The organism is Marinomonas phaeophyticola (assembly GCF_026966905.1).
Lineage (GTDB): Bacteria > Pseudomonadota > Gammaproteobacteria > Pseudomonadales > Marinomonadaceae > Marinomonas > Marinomonas phaeophyticola.
This window is the reverse complement of record NZ_JAPUBN010000015.1, coordinates 168,075-185,286: the sequence shown is the minus strand read 5'-3', so window position 1 is coordinate 185,286 and position 17,212 is coordinate 168,075. Positions and strand designations below refer to the sequence as shown.

16 protein-coding genes and 1 pseudogene are annotated in these 17,212 nt (G+C 43.5%); 9 read left to right on the top strand and 8 right to left on the bottom strand.

The genetic code is table 11. From position 1 onward, the window contains the following. The first annotated feature begins 159 nt into the window (after nt 1-159). From hutU to O1D97_RS09920, 7 genes are all read left to right on the top strand, one after another. On the top strand, nt 160-1,851 hold the full coding sequence (hutU, locus tag O1D97_RS09950; protein WP_269125192.1) for a urocanate hydratase: 1,692 nt from the start codon (nt 160-162) through the stop codon (nt 1,849-1,851). A gap of 110 nt (nt 1,852-1,961) precedes the next feature. Next, nucleotides 1,962-3,500: a histidine ammonia-lyase gene (hutH, locus tag O1D97_RS09945; RefSeq protein ID WP_269125191.1), complete on the top strand. Its 1,539-nt coding sequence runs from the start codon at nt 1,962-1,964 to the stop codon at nt 3,498-3,500. 3 nt (nt 3,501-3,503) lie between these two features. After that, on the top strand, nt 3,504-4,730 hold the full coding sequence (hutI, locus tag O1D97_RS09940) for an imidazolonepropionase (protein ID WP_269125189.1): 1,227 nt from the start codon (nt 3,504-3,506) through the stop codon (nt 4,728-4,730). Next, nucleotides 4,727-5,548: an N-formylglutamate deformylase gene (gene hutG / locus O1D97_RS09935; protein ID WP_269125187.1), complete on the top strand. Its 822-nt coding sequence runs from the start codon at nt 4,727-4,729 to the stop codon at nt 5,546-5,548. Before hutI ends, hutG begins: the two co-directional genes overlap by 4 nt. A gap of 431 nt (nt 5,549-5,979) precedes the next feature. Next, the gene (locus O1D97_RS09930; protein WP_269125185.1) at nt 5,980-6,264 is read left to right on the top strand and encodes a hypothetical protein; all 285 of its coding nucleotides are present in this window, start codon (nt 5,980-5,982) and stop codon (nt 6,262-6,264) included. Nucleotides 6,265-6,419: 155 nt separating this feature from the next. Beyond that, nucleotides 6,420-6,728 carry a DUF1272 domain-containing protein gene (locus O1D97_RS09925; RefSeq protein ID WP_269125183.1) on the top strand — a complete coding sequence of 103 codons (309 nt, stop codon included), beginning with the start codon at nt 6,420-6,422 and terminating at the stop codon, nt 6,726-6,728. A 37-nt stretch (nt 6,729-6,765) separates the two neighbouring features. Beyond that, nucleotides 6,766-7,278, top strand: a complete 513-nt coding sequence (locus O1D97_RS09920) for a hypothetical protein (RefSeq protein ID WP_269125181.1) — start codon at nt 6,766-6,768, stop codon at nt 7,276-7,278. Between the two features lie 72 nt (nt 7,279-7,350). On the opposite strand, the gene O1D97_RS09915 is transcribed toward O1D97_RS09920, so the two are convergent. Next, on the bottom strand, nt 7,351-7,503 hold the full coding sequence (locus O1D97_RS09915; RefSeq protein ID WP_269125179.1) for a hypothetical protein: 153 nt from the start codon (nt 7,501-7,503) through the stop codon (nt 7,351-7,353). A gap of 299 nt (nt 7,504-7,802) precedes the next feature. Here O1D97_RS09915 and O1D97_RS09910 point away from each other — a divergent pair, with 299 nt between their 5' ends. Both O1D97_RS09910 and O1D97_RS09905 read left to right on the top strand, forming a co-directional pair. Further along, complete coding sequence (locus O1D97_RS09910; RefSeq protein ID WP_269125177.1) at nt 7,803-8,087, top strand: hypothetical protein; 285 nt, start codon at nt 7,803-7,805, stop codon at nt 8,085-8,087. Between the two features lie 274 nt (nt 8,088-8,361). Continuing rightward, nucleotides 8,362-9,189 carry a hypothetical protein gene (locus O1D97_RS09905; protein WP_269125175.1) on the top strand — a complete coding sequence of 276 codons (828 nt, stop codon included), beginning with the start codon at nt 8,362-8,364 and terminating at the stop codon, nt 9,187-9,189. An 81-nt stretch (nt 9,190-9,270) separates the two neighbouring features. Here the strand turns inward: O1D97_RS09905 and etfB are convergent, their stop codons facing one another. The 7 genes and pseudogenes from etfB to O1D97_RS09875 all read right to left on the bottom strand — a co-directional run bounded on the left by etfB (nt 9,271) and on the right by O1D97_RS09875 (nt 17,193). Continuing rightward, nucleotides 9,271-10,062 (bottom strand): electron transfer flavoprotein subunit beta, encoded by a 792-nt coding sequence (gene etfB / locus O1D97_RS09900; protein WP_269125173.1) that lies wholly within the window; start codon nt 10,060-10,062, stop codon nt 9,271-9,273. Beyond that, nucleotides 10,052-10,684 carry an FAD-binding protein gene (locus tag O1D97_RS19625; RefSeq protein ID WP_330221467.1) on the bottom strand — a complete coding sequence of 211 codons (633 nt, stop codon included), beginning with the start codon at nt 10,682-10,684 and terminating at the stop codon, nt 10,052-10,054. Before O1D97_RS19625 ends, etfB begins: the two co-directional genes overlap by 11 nt. A gap of 35 nt (nt 10,685-10,719) precedes the next feature. Next, nucleotides 10,720-11,337, bottom strand: a complete 618-nt coding sequence (locus tag O1D97_RS19620) for a hypothetical protein (RefSeq protein ID WP_330221466.1) — start codon at nt 11,335-11,337, stop codon at nt 10,720-10,722. Then, nucleotides 11,337-13,261 (bottom strand): annotated as a pseudogene (locus O1D97_RS09890) ((Fe-S)-binding protein). Before O1D97_RS09890 ends, O1D97_RS19620 begins: the two are co-directional and overlap by 1 nt. Nucleotides 13,262-13,413: 152 nt before the next feature. Further along, nucleotides 13,414-15,489 carry a dimethylglycine demethylation protein DgcA gene (gene dgcA / locus O1D97_RS09885; RefSeq protein ID WP_269125171.1) on the bottom strand — a complete coding sequence of 692 codons (2,076 nt, stop codon included), beginning with the start codon at nt 15,487-15,489 and terminating at the stop codon, nt 13,414-13,416. A 153-nt stretch (nt 15,490-15,642) separates the two neighbouring features. After that, complete coding sequence (locus O1D97_RS09880) at nt 15,643-16,173, bottom strand: 4-vinyl reductase (RefSeq protein ID WP_269125169.1); 531 nt, start codon at nt 16,171-16,173, stop codon at nt 15,643-15,645. A gap of 42 nt (nt 16,174-16,215) precedes the next feature. After that, nucleotides 16,216-17,193, bottom strand: a complete 978-nt coding sequence (locus O1D97_RS09875; RefSeq protein ID WP_269125167.1) for a dipeptidase — start codon at nt 17,191-17,193, stop codon at nt 16,216-16,218. Between the last annotated feature and the right edge of the window lie 19 nt (nt 17,194-17,212).

Sequence of the window (17,212 nt, the reverse complement as noted above, 5' to 3'; positions counted from 1 at the left end):
AACCTAAAGATCATCCGCTTTCTTGCAAAGACTTTCTTACTAATTAAAAGGCAGAAAATTCAAAAAATTTTATTTAAGGCTTGCAAAAGAAGAAATGAGAATTTATCTTTAGGTTGTATATACATGTACCAATAACCAATTTCAATACAGGTGATTTCAATGTCAAAACAAACTCTCGCTCAAAAACGTTATCGTCAAGGTGTTGTTAAAGCGGCAACGGGCACAAAACTGACCGCAAAATCTTGGTTTACCGAAGCCCCAATGCGCATGTTGATGAATAACCTTGACCCAGAAGTGGCAGAAAACCCTGAAGAATTGGTGGTTTATGGTGGTATTGGTCGTGCGGCACGGGATTGGGAAAGCTATGACAAAATCGTTGAAACCCTGACTAACCTAGAAGAAGATGAAACCCTCTTAGTGCAATCGGGCAAACCTGTAGGAGTATTTAAAACACACAGTAATGCACCGCGTGTCTTGATTGCTAACTCCAACCTTGTACCTCATTGGGCCAATTGGGAACATTTTAACGAACTCGATGCGAAAGGCTTGGCTATGTATGGCCAAATGACAGCAGGATCTTGGATCTACATTGGTAGCCAAGGCATCGTTCAAGGTACATACGAAACCTTCGTTGAAGCGGGCCGTCAACATTTTGATGGTAATCTTACTGGCCGTTGGGTATTAACTGCCGGCTTAGGTGGTATGGGTGGCGCACAACCATTGGCGGCGACTTTAGCCGGTGCCTGCTCTTTAAATATCGAATGTCAGCAAACCAGTATCGATTTTCGCTTAAAAACCCGTTACCTAGACGAGCAAGCAACGGATTTGGATGACGCATTAGCTCGCATCGAAAAATACACGCAAGAAGGCAAAGCGATTTCCATTGGCCTTTGTGGTAATGCCGCCGACATCCTACCGGAAATGGTTCGTCGTGGTATTCGTCCTGACATGGTAACCGACCAAACCTCGGCCCATGACCCACTGAATGGCTATCTACCAACAGGTATGAGTTGGGAAGAATACCGAGAGAAAGGCAAAACGCATCCAGCTGAAATCGTCAAGGCAGCAAAGCAATCCATGGCAAAACACGTTGAAGCCATGTTAGCTTTCCAAAAAATGGGCATTCCAACATTTGATTACGGTAACAACATTCGTCAAATGGCGATGGAAGAAGGGGTTGAAAATGCATTCGACTTCCCTGGATTTGTACCCGCTTACATTCGCCCATTATTCTGCCGCGGCATTGGCCCATTCCGTTGGGCCGCCTTATCTGGAGACCCTGAAGACATTTACAAAACCGATGCTAAGGTAAAAGAGTTGATCCCTGATGATGCTCATTTACATCATTGGTTAGATATGGCCCGTGAACGTATTCAATTTCAAGGTCTACCTGCCCGTATTTGTTGGGTCGGTCTTGGCCAGCGAGCAAAACTGGGGCTGGCCTTTAACGAAATGGTTCGTAGTGGTGAATTGTCAGCACCGATTGTGATCGGCCGAGATCACCTGGATTCCGGTTCGGTAGCCAGTCCCAATCGTGAGACAGAGTCCATGCAAGACGGTTCCGATGCCGTTTCCGATTGGCCGTTATTGAATGCTTTATTGAACACAGCTTCAGGTGCAACTTGGGTATCACTTCACCACGGTGGCGGAGTAGGCATGGGCTTCTCTCAGCACTCTGGTATGGTCATAGTATGTGATGGTAGTGATGATGCGGCTGAACGTATCGCTCGAGTGCTTCATAATGATCCAGCGACAGGAGTGATGCGTCACGCGGATGCGGGTTACCAAATTGCGATTGACTGTGCGAAAGAGCAAAATCTGCATTTACCTATGATTACCACAAAAAAGTAAGTAGATTTACCGCCTAAGTGCAACGATAAACTACCATTATAAACCATGACAAAAAGCACCCTCTACCAGAGAGTGCTTCGGTCCTAAAGACCGTTAATTAGAGGCTAACCATGTTTAAATTAATCATCAAACCAGGTCAATTAACATTAAACGACCTACGTCAAATTAGTCGTCAACCCGTACAGCTGAGCCTGGATAAGCGCGCGATCCCTGCGATTCAAGCCAGCACGGATGTGGTAAACGAGGTAATTGCAGAAGATCGTACGGTTTATGGCATTAATACCGGTTTTGGATTATTAGCCAATACGCGTATTGCCGCAGAAGATCTAGAAGAGCTTCAGCGCAGTATCGTACTATCGCATTCCGCGGGCATCGGCGCCTTGATGACAGACAAAACCGTTAAGCTCATCATGGCATTGAAAGTAAACAGTCTAGCTCGTGGTTTTTCCGGCATTCGTTTACAAGTCATTGAAGCGCTCATCACCTTGATTAATAAAGAAGTCTACCCATGTATTCCGCAAAAAGGTTCTGTCGGTGCCTCTGGTGATTTAGCACCATTAGCCCACATGAGTGCGGTATTACTAGGTGAAGGTCAAGCTCGCTATAAAGGTGAAGTGTTATCCGGCCAAGCGGCTCTAGCCATTGCAGGATTAGCACCGATAACCTTAGCACCAAAAGAGGGTTTAGCACTGCTTAACGGCACTCAAGCTTCTACTGCATTTGCGTTAGAGGGATTATTTGAAGCCGAAGATTTATTCGCATCAGCGGTAACCTGTGGCGCACTTTCTGTAGAAGCCGCATTAGGCAGCCGCAGTCCTTTTGATGCTCGTATTCATGAAGTTCGTGGCCATCAGACCCAAATCGATGCCGCCGCCGCTTACCGTCATCTATTAGGCCCAACCAGTGAATTAGGTAATTCCCACGAAGGTTGTGAAAAAGTTCAAGACCCTTACTCTCTTCGTTGTCAACCTCAAGTAATGGGCGCTTGTCTTGCTCAAATTCGTAATACAGCCAGTGTGTTATGCGTTGAAGCCAATGCGGTTTCCGATAACCCATTAGTCTTTGCAGAGTCCGGAGACATCATTTCAGGCGGTAACTTCCACGCTGAACCTGTTGCAATGGCCGCCGATAACTTAGCCTTAGCGATTGCAGAAATCGGTAGCCTTTCTGAACGTCGTATGGCGCTATTGATTGACAGTAATCTAAGCAAATTACCGCCATTCCTTGTGGATAATGGCGGTGTAAACTCTGGTTTTATGATTGCGCAAGTAACGGCCGCCGCACTAGCCAGTGAAAACAAAACCTACGCGCATCCAGCGTCAGTTGACAGTTTACCCACTTCAGCTAACCAAGAAGATCACGTATCTATGGCGACCTTTGCTGCTCGTCGGTTAAAAGACATGGCCGAGAATACGCGTGGCATTTTGGCTGTCGAAATTTTATCAGCGGTTCAAGGCTTGGATTTCCGTGCACCGCTTAAATCCAGCGAACTACTGGAACAAGTCCGTGCAGAGTTACGTGCTCGTGTGCCTTTCTATGATAAAGATCGCTACTTTGCGACTGACATTGAAAAAGCCAATACGCTTTTAATGGAAGCGGTACACAACAGCATTATGCCAGAGAACTTACTACCCAGTTTCGCGGAGTAATATATGACTCGCTTAAACTCTCCTCTTATACTCGATAGCCTTTGGTACGGTGCTCATGTAGCAACCATGATCAATGGTCATTATAACGTGATCAAAGACGCCGCCATCGGTGTCTTAGGGGGACGGATCGCATGGCTAGGTAAAGCCTGTGATCTACCCGTTTATCAAACCACATCTGAGCACGATCTTGGTGGTGGTTGGATCACACCAGGACTCATCGATAGCCATACTCACCTCGTGTTTGGTGGTAATCGTGCGGGAGAGTTTGAGCAGCGCCTTAATGGTATTAGCTACCAAGAAATAGCCAAACAAGGTGGTGGTATTGCGTCTTCCGTTAGATCAACCCGAGAGGCTTCCGAAGCCGATTTAGTGGCCAGCGCTAGGCGTCGACTCATCCATTTGATGAACGATGGCGTCACTACCGTTGAGATCAAATCTGGCTATGGATTATCGTTAGAAAGTGAACTCAAAATGCTGCGAGTAGCCACCGCGTTAAGCAACGATTTAGCCGTGACTATAAAGCGCACCTGCTTAGCCGCACACGCCATGCCGCCAGAATTCGACGATAAAGATGCCTATATTGATTTCCTATGTGACACAGTGCTGCCAAAAGTCGCCATGTTAGGTATGGCCGATGCGGTAGACGCATTTTGTGAAGGTATTGCCTTTAGCACCGCACAGGTACAGCGTTATTTCGAAAAAGCCCAAGCATTAGGTTTGGATATAAAAATTCACGCCGAGCAGCTTTCCTCCCTAGGAGGAACGCGTATGGCGGCCTCTTATAAAGCCTTATCAGCTGATCACATCGAGTTTATAGAAGAAGCGGATGTGATCGCGATGAAAGAATCCGGTACGGTAGCCGTGTTATTACCAGGCGCATTTTATACTCTCAAAGAAACGCAAAGGCCCCCTATTGATTTATTACGCCTGCATCAAGTACCCATGGCCATTGCAACGGATTCAAATCCAGGTACCTCGCCGGCATTATCATTGCGTTTGATGATGAACATGGGATGTACTTTATTTGGTTTAACCCCAGAGGAAACATTGGCAGGCACCACAATTTACGCGGCTAAAGCATTGGGGATATCAGAATCTCATGGTACCTTGGAAGTAGGTAAGGTAGCGGACTTCGTTTGTTGGGATGTAGAAAGCCCTGGAGAACTCAGCTACTGGTTAGGTGGACAATTAATGAAGCAACGCGTTCAACATGGAGAAATAAGCAAATGACAGCGCTGATAGTGCAAGATATTGCAAATCCTTTTCATTTTCATCAGGGCGATACACCACTTTTGGTCAGTATGCCGCACTCTGGATTGCTACTGACAAGCGAAGTTGAACAAGGATTAACAGATCAAGCAAAAAAGCTGCCAGATACAGACTGGTACATTCCAGAACTGTATGATTGCTTAGATACCCTAGGTGTAGGCTGTATTCAAGCGAACTACTCCCGTTATGTCATTGACTTAAATCGTCCTGTCGACGATAAACCACTTTATCAAAGTAAAACGACAGGGTTGTTTCCAGATATTTTATTTGATGAAAGTGACGTTTTCAAAACAGGAAAGCAACCAAACCAAGACTATAAAGCACAGTATAAACGACAAATTTGGCACGCCTACCATTCAACCATAGCCACCGAATTAGCTCGTTTAAAAGCAAAGTTTGGCTACGCCATTTTATTTGATGCCCACAGTATAGCGGCCGAAGTGCCTATGTTGTTCGAAGGGACTCTGGCTGATTTTAACTGGGGCAGCAACGCAGGTGAGTCTTGTGATACAAGATTGGTTCAAGCCCTGGAGCATACGGTAGACTCTCGTTACCGCCAAGTCACTAATGGGCGCTTCAAAGGGGGTTATATTACTCGTCATTTTGGGCAACCAGAAAAGGGCATTCACGCCATTCAGTTGGAATTGTCTCAAGCGACCTACCTTGACGATAACCTCGCAAAACAAAGCCAATATCAATTGGACGCTGATAAGCTGCCCACTATTAAACAACAGCTCAACCATTTAATGCAAACTTGCCTGCACATAAACCTCATCTAACACTAAATGTAAGTCTGGATTTATCTCGACTTACATTATTATTCATAAAGGTGGACTATTTTCGATAATACAAACTTCATTCTAGAAAGTAACCTATAGACTGTTTAATTTCATTTTTAAACTTCGTATAAAAATAATATAAAATTCATAATAACCTAATAAATATAATCCTCGTATATTATTACCTTTAATAAAAAAGTGTCATAAGAATTAAAGGAAAGAGGACCTTAAATGTGGCTGAAATACATAACTAAATGCACATTCCATCCTTAAAATTCTTAATTTCTACTAATAAAGCCCACATAAAGTAACAACCGCGGAAGCGGCTCCCAAAGGCTATTCTTAATATAAAACTTAGGTAATAATCACTCCATCGAAACGCAACAGCGGTTCACCTACTTATTAAACGTAATACGTTTTGGAGATTTATTATGAACACATTTACTAAAGCAACATTGGCTCTTTTGACTTCTTCTGCAATCGCAACGTCTGCTTTTGCCGCATCAGGTTCTTCAGATGATTCGGCTTACGAAACTTACCGTAACAGCATCTCTAGTGTAGAAGCCTTGTCTAATACTCTTGATGCAAAAGGCATTCAATATAATGCTGACGTTAACCTAAAAGGCGCAAACACTTTCACTAAGAAAGCCGATGCTTACAACGACAAGTACGAAGAACTTCAAACTATATTTAATGCCGCCCATTTTGCTAACTAATTAAATTAGCAAAAGCGCTCCCTTTTTTCCAAGGTTCCTTTTTTAACCAGATTATCGAAAGATACTCTGGTTTTTTTATTGAAAATAATCATTAGTCTAATCAACGTAATGCTCTATTATTAAAGCTCAACATCATTAGAGTAGAAGCCCGCATAATGTTAGAAATTAGACCTAATTGTGAGTATTGTGATAAAGACCTAGCTCCCGACTCATTAGAAGCCATGATATGTACGTATGAATGCACGTTTTGCACGACATGTGTAAGCGATGTTCTAGAAAATGTGTGCCCTAATTGTGGAGGCAATTTTGCACCAAGACCAATTAGACCGAAAATAGCAAGACGCCCGGGTTTAAGCCTTGAGTATCAGCCTGCATCAACAAAAAGGGTTAATACAAAATACCAAATCAACGAATTACAAACTTTCTCCATGAAGACGAAAGAGATCAAACCTGAGCAGCGCTAGCCTACCCTACTGATTAGTTTGAATTAAGGAAACGTGGATGATGAATATCAATGAAATTGAAGTTCCAGTGACCGCGTTATCCGCAAAGTATCGAGAGCGCGGCGCTTTTATTGACTGTTACTGCATAGACCTTCCAAAGGATATTTCATTAGAACAATATATTCAGTCCTTTTATACGACGACTTTGTTTAAACTGGAACGAACTGTTTTATCTATTGCCACGTTAAAATCTGCTTCAGATAAAGATGCTGTTGAATTGTCATTGGGTCTAGCAGATAAGTATTCCATTTGGTCCGTTGAGAGCAGACGAGATAATCAAATCCTATTGGCCGACTTTACTGGCAAGACCAAATCCTGGCTTATGGTACAAAGGTTAACATCGACTAAAACACCCATGACTCGACTGTATTTTGGCTCTGTCGTTATACCTAAAACAATTACAAAAAATGGCCAAGTGTCATTTGGTGCTGTATTTCATTTACTCAGTAAATTTCATCAAATATACAGTCGGGCATTGCTAAAGGCGGCCACACAGCAACTACTAAAATAAGTAAAATCAGGGTGGAAGAATGGTATTACATTGTTCTTCCACTAACGTTGAAAGGTGCTCTTCGGTGAACCCCTATAAGCTTCCAATTGTCATATGAACAATGTCAAACTTGTTATCCATAAATGCTTGTGTTACATCAGCACCTAAGGAAGAAAGTACTGCTTTCCACATAAGTTCAGAGCCACTCAAAATTTCATCCATATAAAAAATCACAGCTTCAATCATGTTATCACTTTTTGTATATCTACTATCTAGCATTAGCGCTCTAGCCAGTAATGATGCCATTTAAAAAAATAATGATTTTTGTATATTTTATCAAATAAAAACGTCAGAAAATAATTGCTTAGATGCACATTCCATCCTTAAAATTCTTAATTTCTACTAATAAAGCCCACATAAAGTAACAACCGCGGAAGCGGCTCCCAAAGGCTATTCTTAATATAAAACTTAGGTAATAATCACTCCATCGAAACGCAACAGCGGTTCACCTACTTATTAAACGTAATACGTTTTGGAGATTTATTATGAACACATTTACTAAAGCAACATTGGTTCTTTTGACTTCTTCTGCAATCGCAACGTCTGCTTTTGCCGCATCAGGTTCTTCAGATGATTCGGCTTACGAAACTTACCGTAACAGCATCTCTAGTGTAGAAGCCTTGTCTAATACTCTTGATGCAAAAGGCATTCAATATAATGCTGACGTTAACCTAAAAGGCGCAAACACTTTCACTAAGAAAGCCGATGCTTACAACGACAAGTACGAAGAACTTCAAACTATATTTAATGCCGCCCATTTTGCTAACTAATTAAATTAGCAAAAGCGCTCCCTCTTTTCCAAGGTTCCTTTTTTAGCCAGATTATCGAAAGATGTAATCTGGCTTTTTTATAACCTTGTATTGCGATAGCGATAACAGCAATAACTTTACTCTAACCCAATCAGCATTTTCATCTAAAAGTCATTCAATCACCCCTGTAATCTCTGTTTATAGAGTTTGCCTAAGCAATTTAATATACTGCTACTCCATGTTAATCAGCCACCATGGTTACTAAATTAGTCAGGATGAACTTAGAGGCGTTAAAGTGCGAAGAATATTAGACAAATTGTTTCCTAAAAAAGCCGTAGATCAAGAAGAGGATGACACACTAGAAAGAGAATTAATCGAGAAACAACGTGAAATGACTAACGCGTTTTTAGATGATTCAAAAACTGACGCACCGCCATTCCAGCAACAACCAAAATCGAAACATACGCCTAAAAAGGAGCAAGAGGAGCCTACGACAGACGAATATTCAAAAGCAGAGCTCACAAAAGACAATACTTTCGATGAAAATGAAATAGAAGAAAACTGGTCTAAGGAAAAAGACACCATTTTAGAAGACATGCTGGGAAAACCCCATTCAATAAGCTATTTTTCTCTAATACCTTATGAAATTGGAGGTAATTTAAATTTATTTTATTACCCAGATAGCCCTTTTGGTACCGCCATTGTTACTAAACAGCTATCTCAAGTAACGAAACCCTGCGTCAGTAATAACGAATACAAAAGTTTTGAATTAGCTATGTATACTAATCTAGACCCAGAAGCGGTAATCGCCATGGAGCAGCAAGAAGTTGTCAATATAGCCAATACACTTAATAAAATTGCACAATATTCATCCCATACACAAATCGATTCTGGAGCCATTATCGAGTTTCCAGCTGAAGAGGCAGATCAAGAGGGCGAATATTTCATCGTTCTTGCAATGACAGGCGGTGCCGATAATAAGTTTGGAATCATGTCTCCCATCCAAATATTTCCAGTAGAAATGGACTATGCACAAGAGTTTGGTATCTCAGAGCTCATCACCAAGCTAAACGATGCTAACCATTACCCTTACTCCGATATGTCTCGAGATCCTGTCGTTTAATGAATCCTTTCATGTTAGTAAAATTAAAAGGCGAAACTTATTATTCTACATTTCGCCTTTTAGTTTGCATTTAACTGAACCTTATCGAATCACTTTTTCTTCAATAAGTAAGTTAAAAATTTCCTCTGCTTTCTCTTGGTTACTTTCTTTTACCATCACTTTTCCAGATTCTCCTTGAGGCTTAGCTGTTGCTGCTTTAAACCGTTCTGCAGCTGTTTTAGCTTTAATAATCTTTAGACGCTTTGGTCGTTTTCGAGCTGGGGTTTCAGTCCAGTTTTCCGACACGTCATCCTTTTCTATTGCGCAAGTTTGTATCGATAATGCGGCTCGAGAGGCCGGTCCAAAGGCACTTTGACGTGCTTCTGGTGCCGCACTGTCAACACTAGCAACAAAGGGTAGAGAGACTTTTATGACTCGACGCTGCCCCCGTGGTAGTGCTTGTAATACTTCAGCAACGCCCTCTTGAATGGAAACGATATTGGCAATACGCGACACCATAGGCCAACCCATTTTTTCAGCCAAAAGATACGGTACCATTCCGGAAGATTCTCCACTTTCTGCGCGAACGCCTGTCAAAATAATACTTGGTGCATTTTCTTGAAAATAATCCGTTAATGATGCCACTGCATCCGCCTGAACGGGTGCTTCCAGTACATGAATTTCACCTACCCCCATACCTGCGTACTGTCGTAATGCTTGTTGTTTCGCATCTCCCACATGCAAGACAGTTAAATTATTTGGTGATAAGGATAAACCCAGTTCAACCGCTCGCGCATCTTGATCTGCTCTACGTTCGCGGCCAGACTGAGGGTGTTTACCGATCGAGATTAATGAAACGATCGCTAAGGATTGCGTGCTGGAATCAGGCGGCATCTTGATTATCCTCCTCTATTGCTTGCTGTTCTTTATAGTTATGTACCAAGACAAGCAAATGTTCTAATATGGCTTCACTGTCACCTATGGTACTGAGGGCGGCACGTTTCACCATGTCACAACCCGCGTCCGTGTTAATCGCGATCACCTTGTCACATTGACCAATACCTTGCATATGCTGCACCGCACCGGAAATTCCGACAGCGATGTAAACTCTTGCGGTAACCCAGGTTCCCGTCGCACCAACTTGTCTAAACCGCGGCATAAAGCCATCATCTACGGCAACACGACTAGCCCCTTCTGTAGCCCCTAGCGCTTTGGCAACAAGATGGAATTGATCCCAATTGTGTATACCATTACCTGCTGACAGAATAAATTCGGCTTCCGCCAAAGGAATAGCATTTGGATCAACTTCCACTCGACCGCCATCGTGTATTTGACGGGTGATTTGCCCGACCGAATCCAGTGCTATCGCTAATGCTTCATGTCGTGTTTCATCAATTTGATCGGCACACTCTTCCGCTAACAATAATACTCTTGGTGTTTTACGTGTAATATCCACGCTACCACCCGCACCACGGCTAATCGTCGTCTGAGTATCCACTTGCCATGCCTGTACCACGGGACGTTCACCAATACGAGCCGCTAATCGAGAACCTATTTCAGCCCCCCTTGAACACTATCAGGAAATAACCAATATTTAGGCTGATAGGTTTGTTCTACTCGTTCTAAAGCCGCTATTTGCTGTTCTGGGCAATAGCCTTGATATGCTTCAGTATCTAAAATTAATACTCGGTCAGCACCAGATAAATCAAAGTGGTTTTCTTTCGACTCACCAAAGCCTACCACCAACACGGCACCTGATTGATCAGAAACATTAAGTTGGGTCTCTCGAACTAGCTTATGTGCCTGACCAATAACGTCTTTATCATGACCGGTTAAACGGCCACCGACCATGTCAGCCACCACCACAATGTAAAAGTCTGGTTGAGTAACTTGATGCAAAGGTAGTTGCACCTCTTTAGATCCACCACCTTTGCTTGCTCGTCCTTTAACTTGATGACCATTACCTTTCAGACGATCAATGCGCTTAATGCCATTTGGCCCCATAAAGCCAACATTATGTGGATTTTTACGCATCAATCCTGACGGTCCACGGACATCGGCTGTTTGCGAATGCGTAATCGTCGTATGTAATGGATGCAGACGATTTCGAGCGATCCATTCGGCTCGTGGATCACGCCTTACAATAGTGTCGTCCTCTTGATTTGACATCAGTGCACCTCCTCAACCAATTGATTGACCAAAATCTCAGCAATGTCTTTAATTTCAGGTCTTGGTTCAACAACCCCTTCAAGCATAGCGGTACATTGTTGACAACCAACGGCAATTAAATCGGCATTTGTCGCTTTGGCATCCTCAACACGCATGTCAGCAATTCGACGCTCGCCAGGAATGTCGGTAATTGGAGCGCCACCGCCACCGCCACAACATCGAGATCGATAACCAGAACGCTCCATCTCAGCAATCTCGATGCCTAATGAGCGCAACAGTTCCCGAGGTGCTTCGTATTCACCATTGTATCGACCTAAATAACACGGATCATGGTAAGTCACTGTACCGCCCTTGAATGAATCTAGGGTAAAACGACCTTGCTGTACCAGCTCATTTAGATAAGTGGTATGGTGCATCACCTGCACATCTTTAAGCACATCATAACCAAGATCATTATATTCATTTTTCAAACAATGGAAGGCATGAGGGTCTGTTGTAACGATGCGTTTGAATTTGTACTTAGATAACGTTTCTAGGTTACGTTTTGCTAAATTCTGAAAGGTGGCATCGTCGCCTAAACGACGGGCCACATCGCCACAATCCAATTCCTCACCCCCAAAACCGCAAACTCAACTTTCGCCGCTTTAAGTAAGGTAACGAAAGATCGAAGAATCCGCTGACTACGCATATCAAAAGCCCCGTCTGAGACCCAAAATAGCACGTCTGTTTCTTGGCAATCACTCAACAAGGTTAAATTCTGATCCGCCGCCCAATTCATACGATTGGCCGGGGCATAGCCATTAGGATTATCTGTCGCTATGATGTTATCGAGTATTTCTGCGCCTTTATTGGGAGTACGGCCTTTTTCCATTGTAAGGTAACGACGCATGTCGACAATCGCATCCACGTGCTCAATCATCATAGGGCATTCTTCAACACACGCTCGACAAGTCGTACAAGACCATAAGGTATCTGGGTCCAATAGACCTTCTGTAATGATGCTATTAGGCCCTCCTTTAGCTTGTCCGACATCTCGTCCAGGATAAGGGCTACCCGCGTAGTTTGCATCCGTTCCTCCCGCAAAACCGACAACCATATCTTGAATCAATTTTTTCGGGTTTAAAGGTTGGCCAGCCGCGAACGCAGGACACACGGCCTCACAACGACCGCACTGAACGCAGGCATCAAAACCTAATAATTGGTTCCATTTAAAGTCCGTTGGTTTAGCAACACCTAGCACTTGATTTGCCTCATTCGCTCGAGATAAATCAACGGCTTTTAATCCTGTTGATCGACCACCGCCAAAACGTTCGGAACGACGGTGAAAAGCCAAATGCAACGCCCCCGCAAAAGCGTGCTTCATGGGCCCTCCCCATGTCATGCCGAACAGCATTTCTGATAAACTCATGACAATCAATACGGCCAAAACCAAACTCAGTAACCAACCACCTGTACCTTCAGGTAACACGCCAGCCATAGGTAAAGTTAATACAAAAAAAGTAACTGAAAAGGTCAATAAGCTCTTAGGCAAACGCATCCATGGCCCTTTCGACAAACGGCTTGGAGGGTTCAGTCGGCGTTTAAAAACAAATAAAGCCCCAGTAAACATTAACACCAATGACGCTAATAACGCCCAAACTAACACTCGGCTGTCTACACCAAAAAGGTGTACCACTAAGATCAGCGCAAGAGATAAAACAAATCCGCCACCTGTAGCTGCATGGGTTTTTGACATGTATTTATCACGTTCAACAACGTCATGTAAGTCATGTAAGTAACGCTTCGGCATGGCCATTAATCCAGCCAAGATATTGACTTGATCCGGCTGACCAGCACGCCACATATTCACTCGACGCACAGCACCGATGATCGCTAACACCAATACAATGGCAATAAGCGTAGGATGTAACCATTCAAAAGACATAATTCCCCCTGGAGCAGGAGTCAGAACAACAATTGCTGCTCTTTCGGTTTACTAAGCTGTTGATTAACAGACCCAAAAACAAGGTGCTTGGTCAGATGTTATGCGTAATAGAAGAACACAATGAACACCAGACAAGCACACTTTTACTAACCTTATAGGTCTTTACACAAACGTAACGCATCGTAAATTGCGGCATGTGTATTACGTTGTGAAACGCAATCACCCAAGCGCCATAAAATCATGCCATCTTGCTTACCTTCCGCAGCCAACGACAACACAGGCTGAGCTTGAGAGTTAAATAAGGTTTCATTGTCGACCTGACCTTTATTACAAGACTCTTGTTTTAGCTCATAATACAGCGCTTCGTTAGGTCGAATACCGTTTTCAATCACCACTTGATCAACCACTCGTTCTTCTTTTTGACCTGTGTATTCGTTTTCCAAGACAACAACTAAACTATCGCCTTCTTTGTAGACCTTATCCAGAATCATATCTGATGTCATGATGACTTCTTTTTCATACAAATTACGGTAGTAGGTTGGGAAAGTCGTCCCACCGATACCGACCCCTGGCTTAATATCATCAGTGACTAATTCGACTAAAGACCCTTTAGAAGCAAGATAGTCGGCCGCCGACATACCGGAGAATTCACAGATGGTATCGTAGATTAGTACATTTTTACCTGGCTCAACCGTGCCATTTAAAATATCCCATGAAGACACACTTAGCCCTTCTTTAGCTCCCCAGCTCGCTTCTTGATCAACGAATGGAAGGCCACCGGTCGCCAAAATACACACGTCTGGTTTCAACTCGCGAACCATATCCGCACTCGCCGGCGTACCTAGGCGTACATCCACACCCAAACGTTCCAACTCCATTGCTAACCAACGGGTAATCCCCGCCATCTGATCCCTTTGAGGCGCTTTCGCGGCAATACTAATTTGCCCACCTAAAGCATCGTCTTTTTCCAATAGGATCACATCGTGCCCACGCTCCGCCGAAACACGCGCCGCTTCCATACCACCAGGACCACCACCCACGACGACCACTTTACGTTTTAGACCATCGGTTTTCTCAATAATATGAGGAATGCCTTTGTGTTCACGGGACGTTGCCGCATTTTGAATACAAAGCACATCCAATCCCATATATTGACGGTCGATACAGTAGTTCGCACCAACACACTGACGAATTTGATCCACTTGATCCATTTTAATTTTGGCGATTAAATGTGGATCCGCAATGTGGGCCCGTGTCATACCAACAAAGTCCACATAACCCGCTTCAATAATACGTTTCGCTTGATTTGGGTCCTTGATGTTTTGCGCATGAATAACAGGCACATCCACCACTTCTTTGATGCCCGCCGCCAAATGCAAAAATGGCTCTGGTGGATAGCTCATGTTTGGAATCACGTTAGCCAATGTATTGTGCGTATCACAACCCGATCCAACCACGCCAAAGAAGTCTAATAAGCCGGTATCGTTATACGCTTTAGCAATTTGTTTTAAATCTTCATGGCTTAGTCCATCAGGATGAAACTCATCACCACACATACGTAAGCCAACCGCAAAATCGCGTCCCACTTCTGCACGCACCGCTTTAAGTACTTCCATACCAAAGCGCATACGATTTTCTAAACTGCCTCCCCACTGATCTGTGCGTTTGTTTACCCTTGGCGACCAAAACTGATCGATCATATGTTGATGCACGGCAGACAACTCAACACCGTCTAAACCGCCTTCTTTTGCACGACGAGCCGCTTGAGCGAAATCGCCAATGACGCGCCAAATTTCTTCTTCTTCGATGGTTTTACAAGTCGCGCGGTGAACCGGTTCACGCACACCAGATGGCGACATCAAACTTGGCCAATCGCCACCATCCCAACGAGAACGACGCCCCATGTGAGTAATTTGGATCATGATTTTGCCACCATGCTTATGAACAGCATCGGCTAAATTTTGAAAGTGCGGGATAATACGATCAGTCGATAAGTTGACTGAACACCACCAGCTTTGAGGACTATCTATAGACACCACACTGGAGCCACCACAAATAGCTAAACCACAGCCACCTTTCGCTTTTTCTTCGTAATACTTCACATAGCGTTCGGTCGTCATGCCACCGTCGGTTGCATATACTTCAGCATGAGCCGTGCTGACAATACGGTTACGAATCGTTAAATTATTAATTTTTAGAGGTTCGAATAAAACATCAAACTGTGACATAAAAGACTCCACGCGTTTTGCGATAGAGCGCGACTTAAAAAGGATTAACAGGCCGCGACTACCAACAAACACTTATTGTAAATTATACGTATATTGACCAAGAACCATTCACCAGTAACGTGGCCAATAGAATGCGTTATAACAAGACAGATACTAAAGCGGTTTTACTTCAAAATAACCCACTTCACAGCCCTCTTCTGCAGCACATTGAGTTTGCTCCGCGACGGTTTTGACGTCATGTCCTAGGTTTTTCGCGACCATATCTAAAGCACCAGCGAACCAACCAGTAAACATATAATCGACTTTACGATTTACTTTACCGTACTGATAAACAAACGCAGAATGCTCCAAACGCACTTTTGCCGTACCCACAGCCACATTAATCTCTTCTGTAATAAAGAACCCCCAACCTCGTTGAGATAGGCGTTTCATATAATGATGCCAAATAGCCTCACCTTGTAACCCATGCTCCTCGGCTTCTTTTTCACACCAGTAGTAAGCCGACTTATAACCGGCTTTATACAAGATAGCGGCATAACGTTCTGCCCCAATCTCTTCTTCAATCCCCATGTGATTGTTAACAAAAAAGTGACGAGGCACATACAACATTGGCAAAGCGTCGGTTGTCCAAACACCGGTTTCATCATTCACTTCAATTGGCATTTCTGGCGCGTGTGTTGTCATCTTGTTCTACCTTCAAATTTTGAATAAATATTTAAATACGGCTTAGGCGCCCCAAACGTCTTTCAACAGATCAACCCAGTTTTCGCCCATAATTTTGCGAACCTGTCTCTCTGTGAAACCTTTACGTAATAAGGCTTCAGTAATGTTTGGAAATTCACCCACTGTACGAATGCCAAGCGGATTAACAATTTCACCAAAACGGGTTAAACGTCTGGCATAGCCTTTGTCATGAGTGAGATATTCAAAGAATTCATGAGAATGACCTTGAGTAAAGTCCGTTCCAATGCCAATCGCATCTTCGCCGACGATGTTGTAGATGTAGTACAATGCATCAACGTAGTCATCAATGGTGGCGTTAACACCAGCCGCAAGGAAAGGCGTAAACATGGTTACCCCAACAAAACCGCCCTTATCAGCAATGTATTTCAGCTCTTCATCCGTACGGTTACGAGGATGTTCTTTTAAACCTGTTGGTAGACAGTGTGAGTAAGCCACACGCTGTTTAGACGCATCGATAACTTCTTTAGAGGTGTTTGAACCTACATGAGAAAGATCACACAACATTCCGACGCGATTCATTTCTGCCACGATCTCATGACCAAAACCAGATAAACCACCATCTCGCTCGTAACAACCTGTTCCAACCAAATTTTGCGTGTTGTAACACATTTGCACTATGCCAACGCCAAGGTCTTTAAACACTTGCACATAACCAACTTGATCTTCAAAAGCATGGGCATTTTGGAAGCCCATCATGATGCCCGTTTTACCTTCGCGTTTTGCTTTGTAGATGTCTTCTGTAGTACGAACTTTAAGAAGTAAGTCACTGCTTTCTTCAATCAGGCCATTCATTTCAACAATGTTTCGTACTGTCTCTTCAAAATTGTCCCAGAATGATAAAGTGCAATTCGCGGCGGTTAAGCCACCTTTAGCCATATCTTCAAACAAAGCACGTTCCCATTTGGAACAAATCAATCCATCAATTACGATGGCGTCATTATGAAGTTCTGTCGCATTCATTGTTTTCATCCTTCTCAGC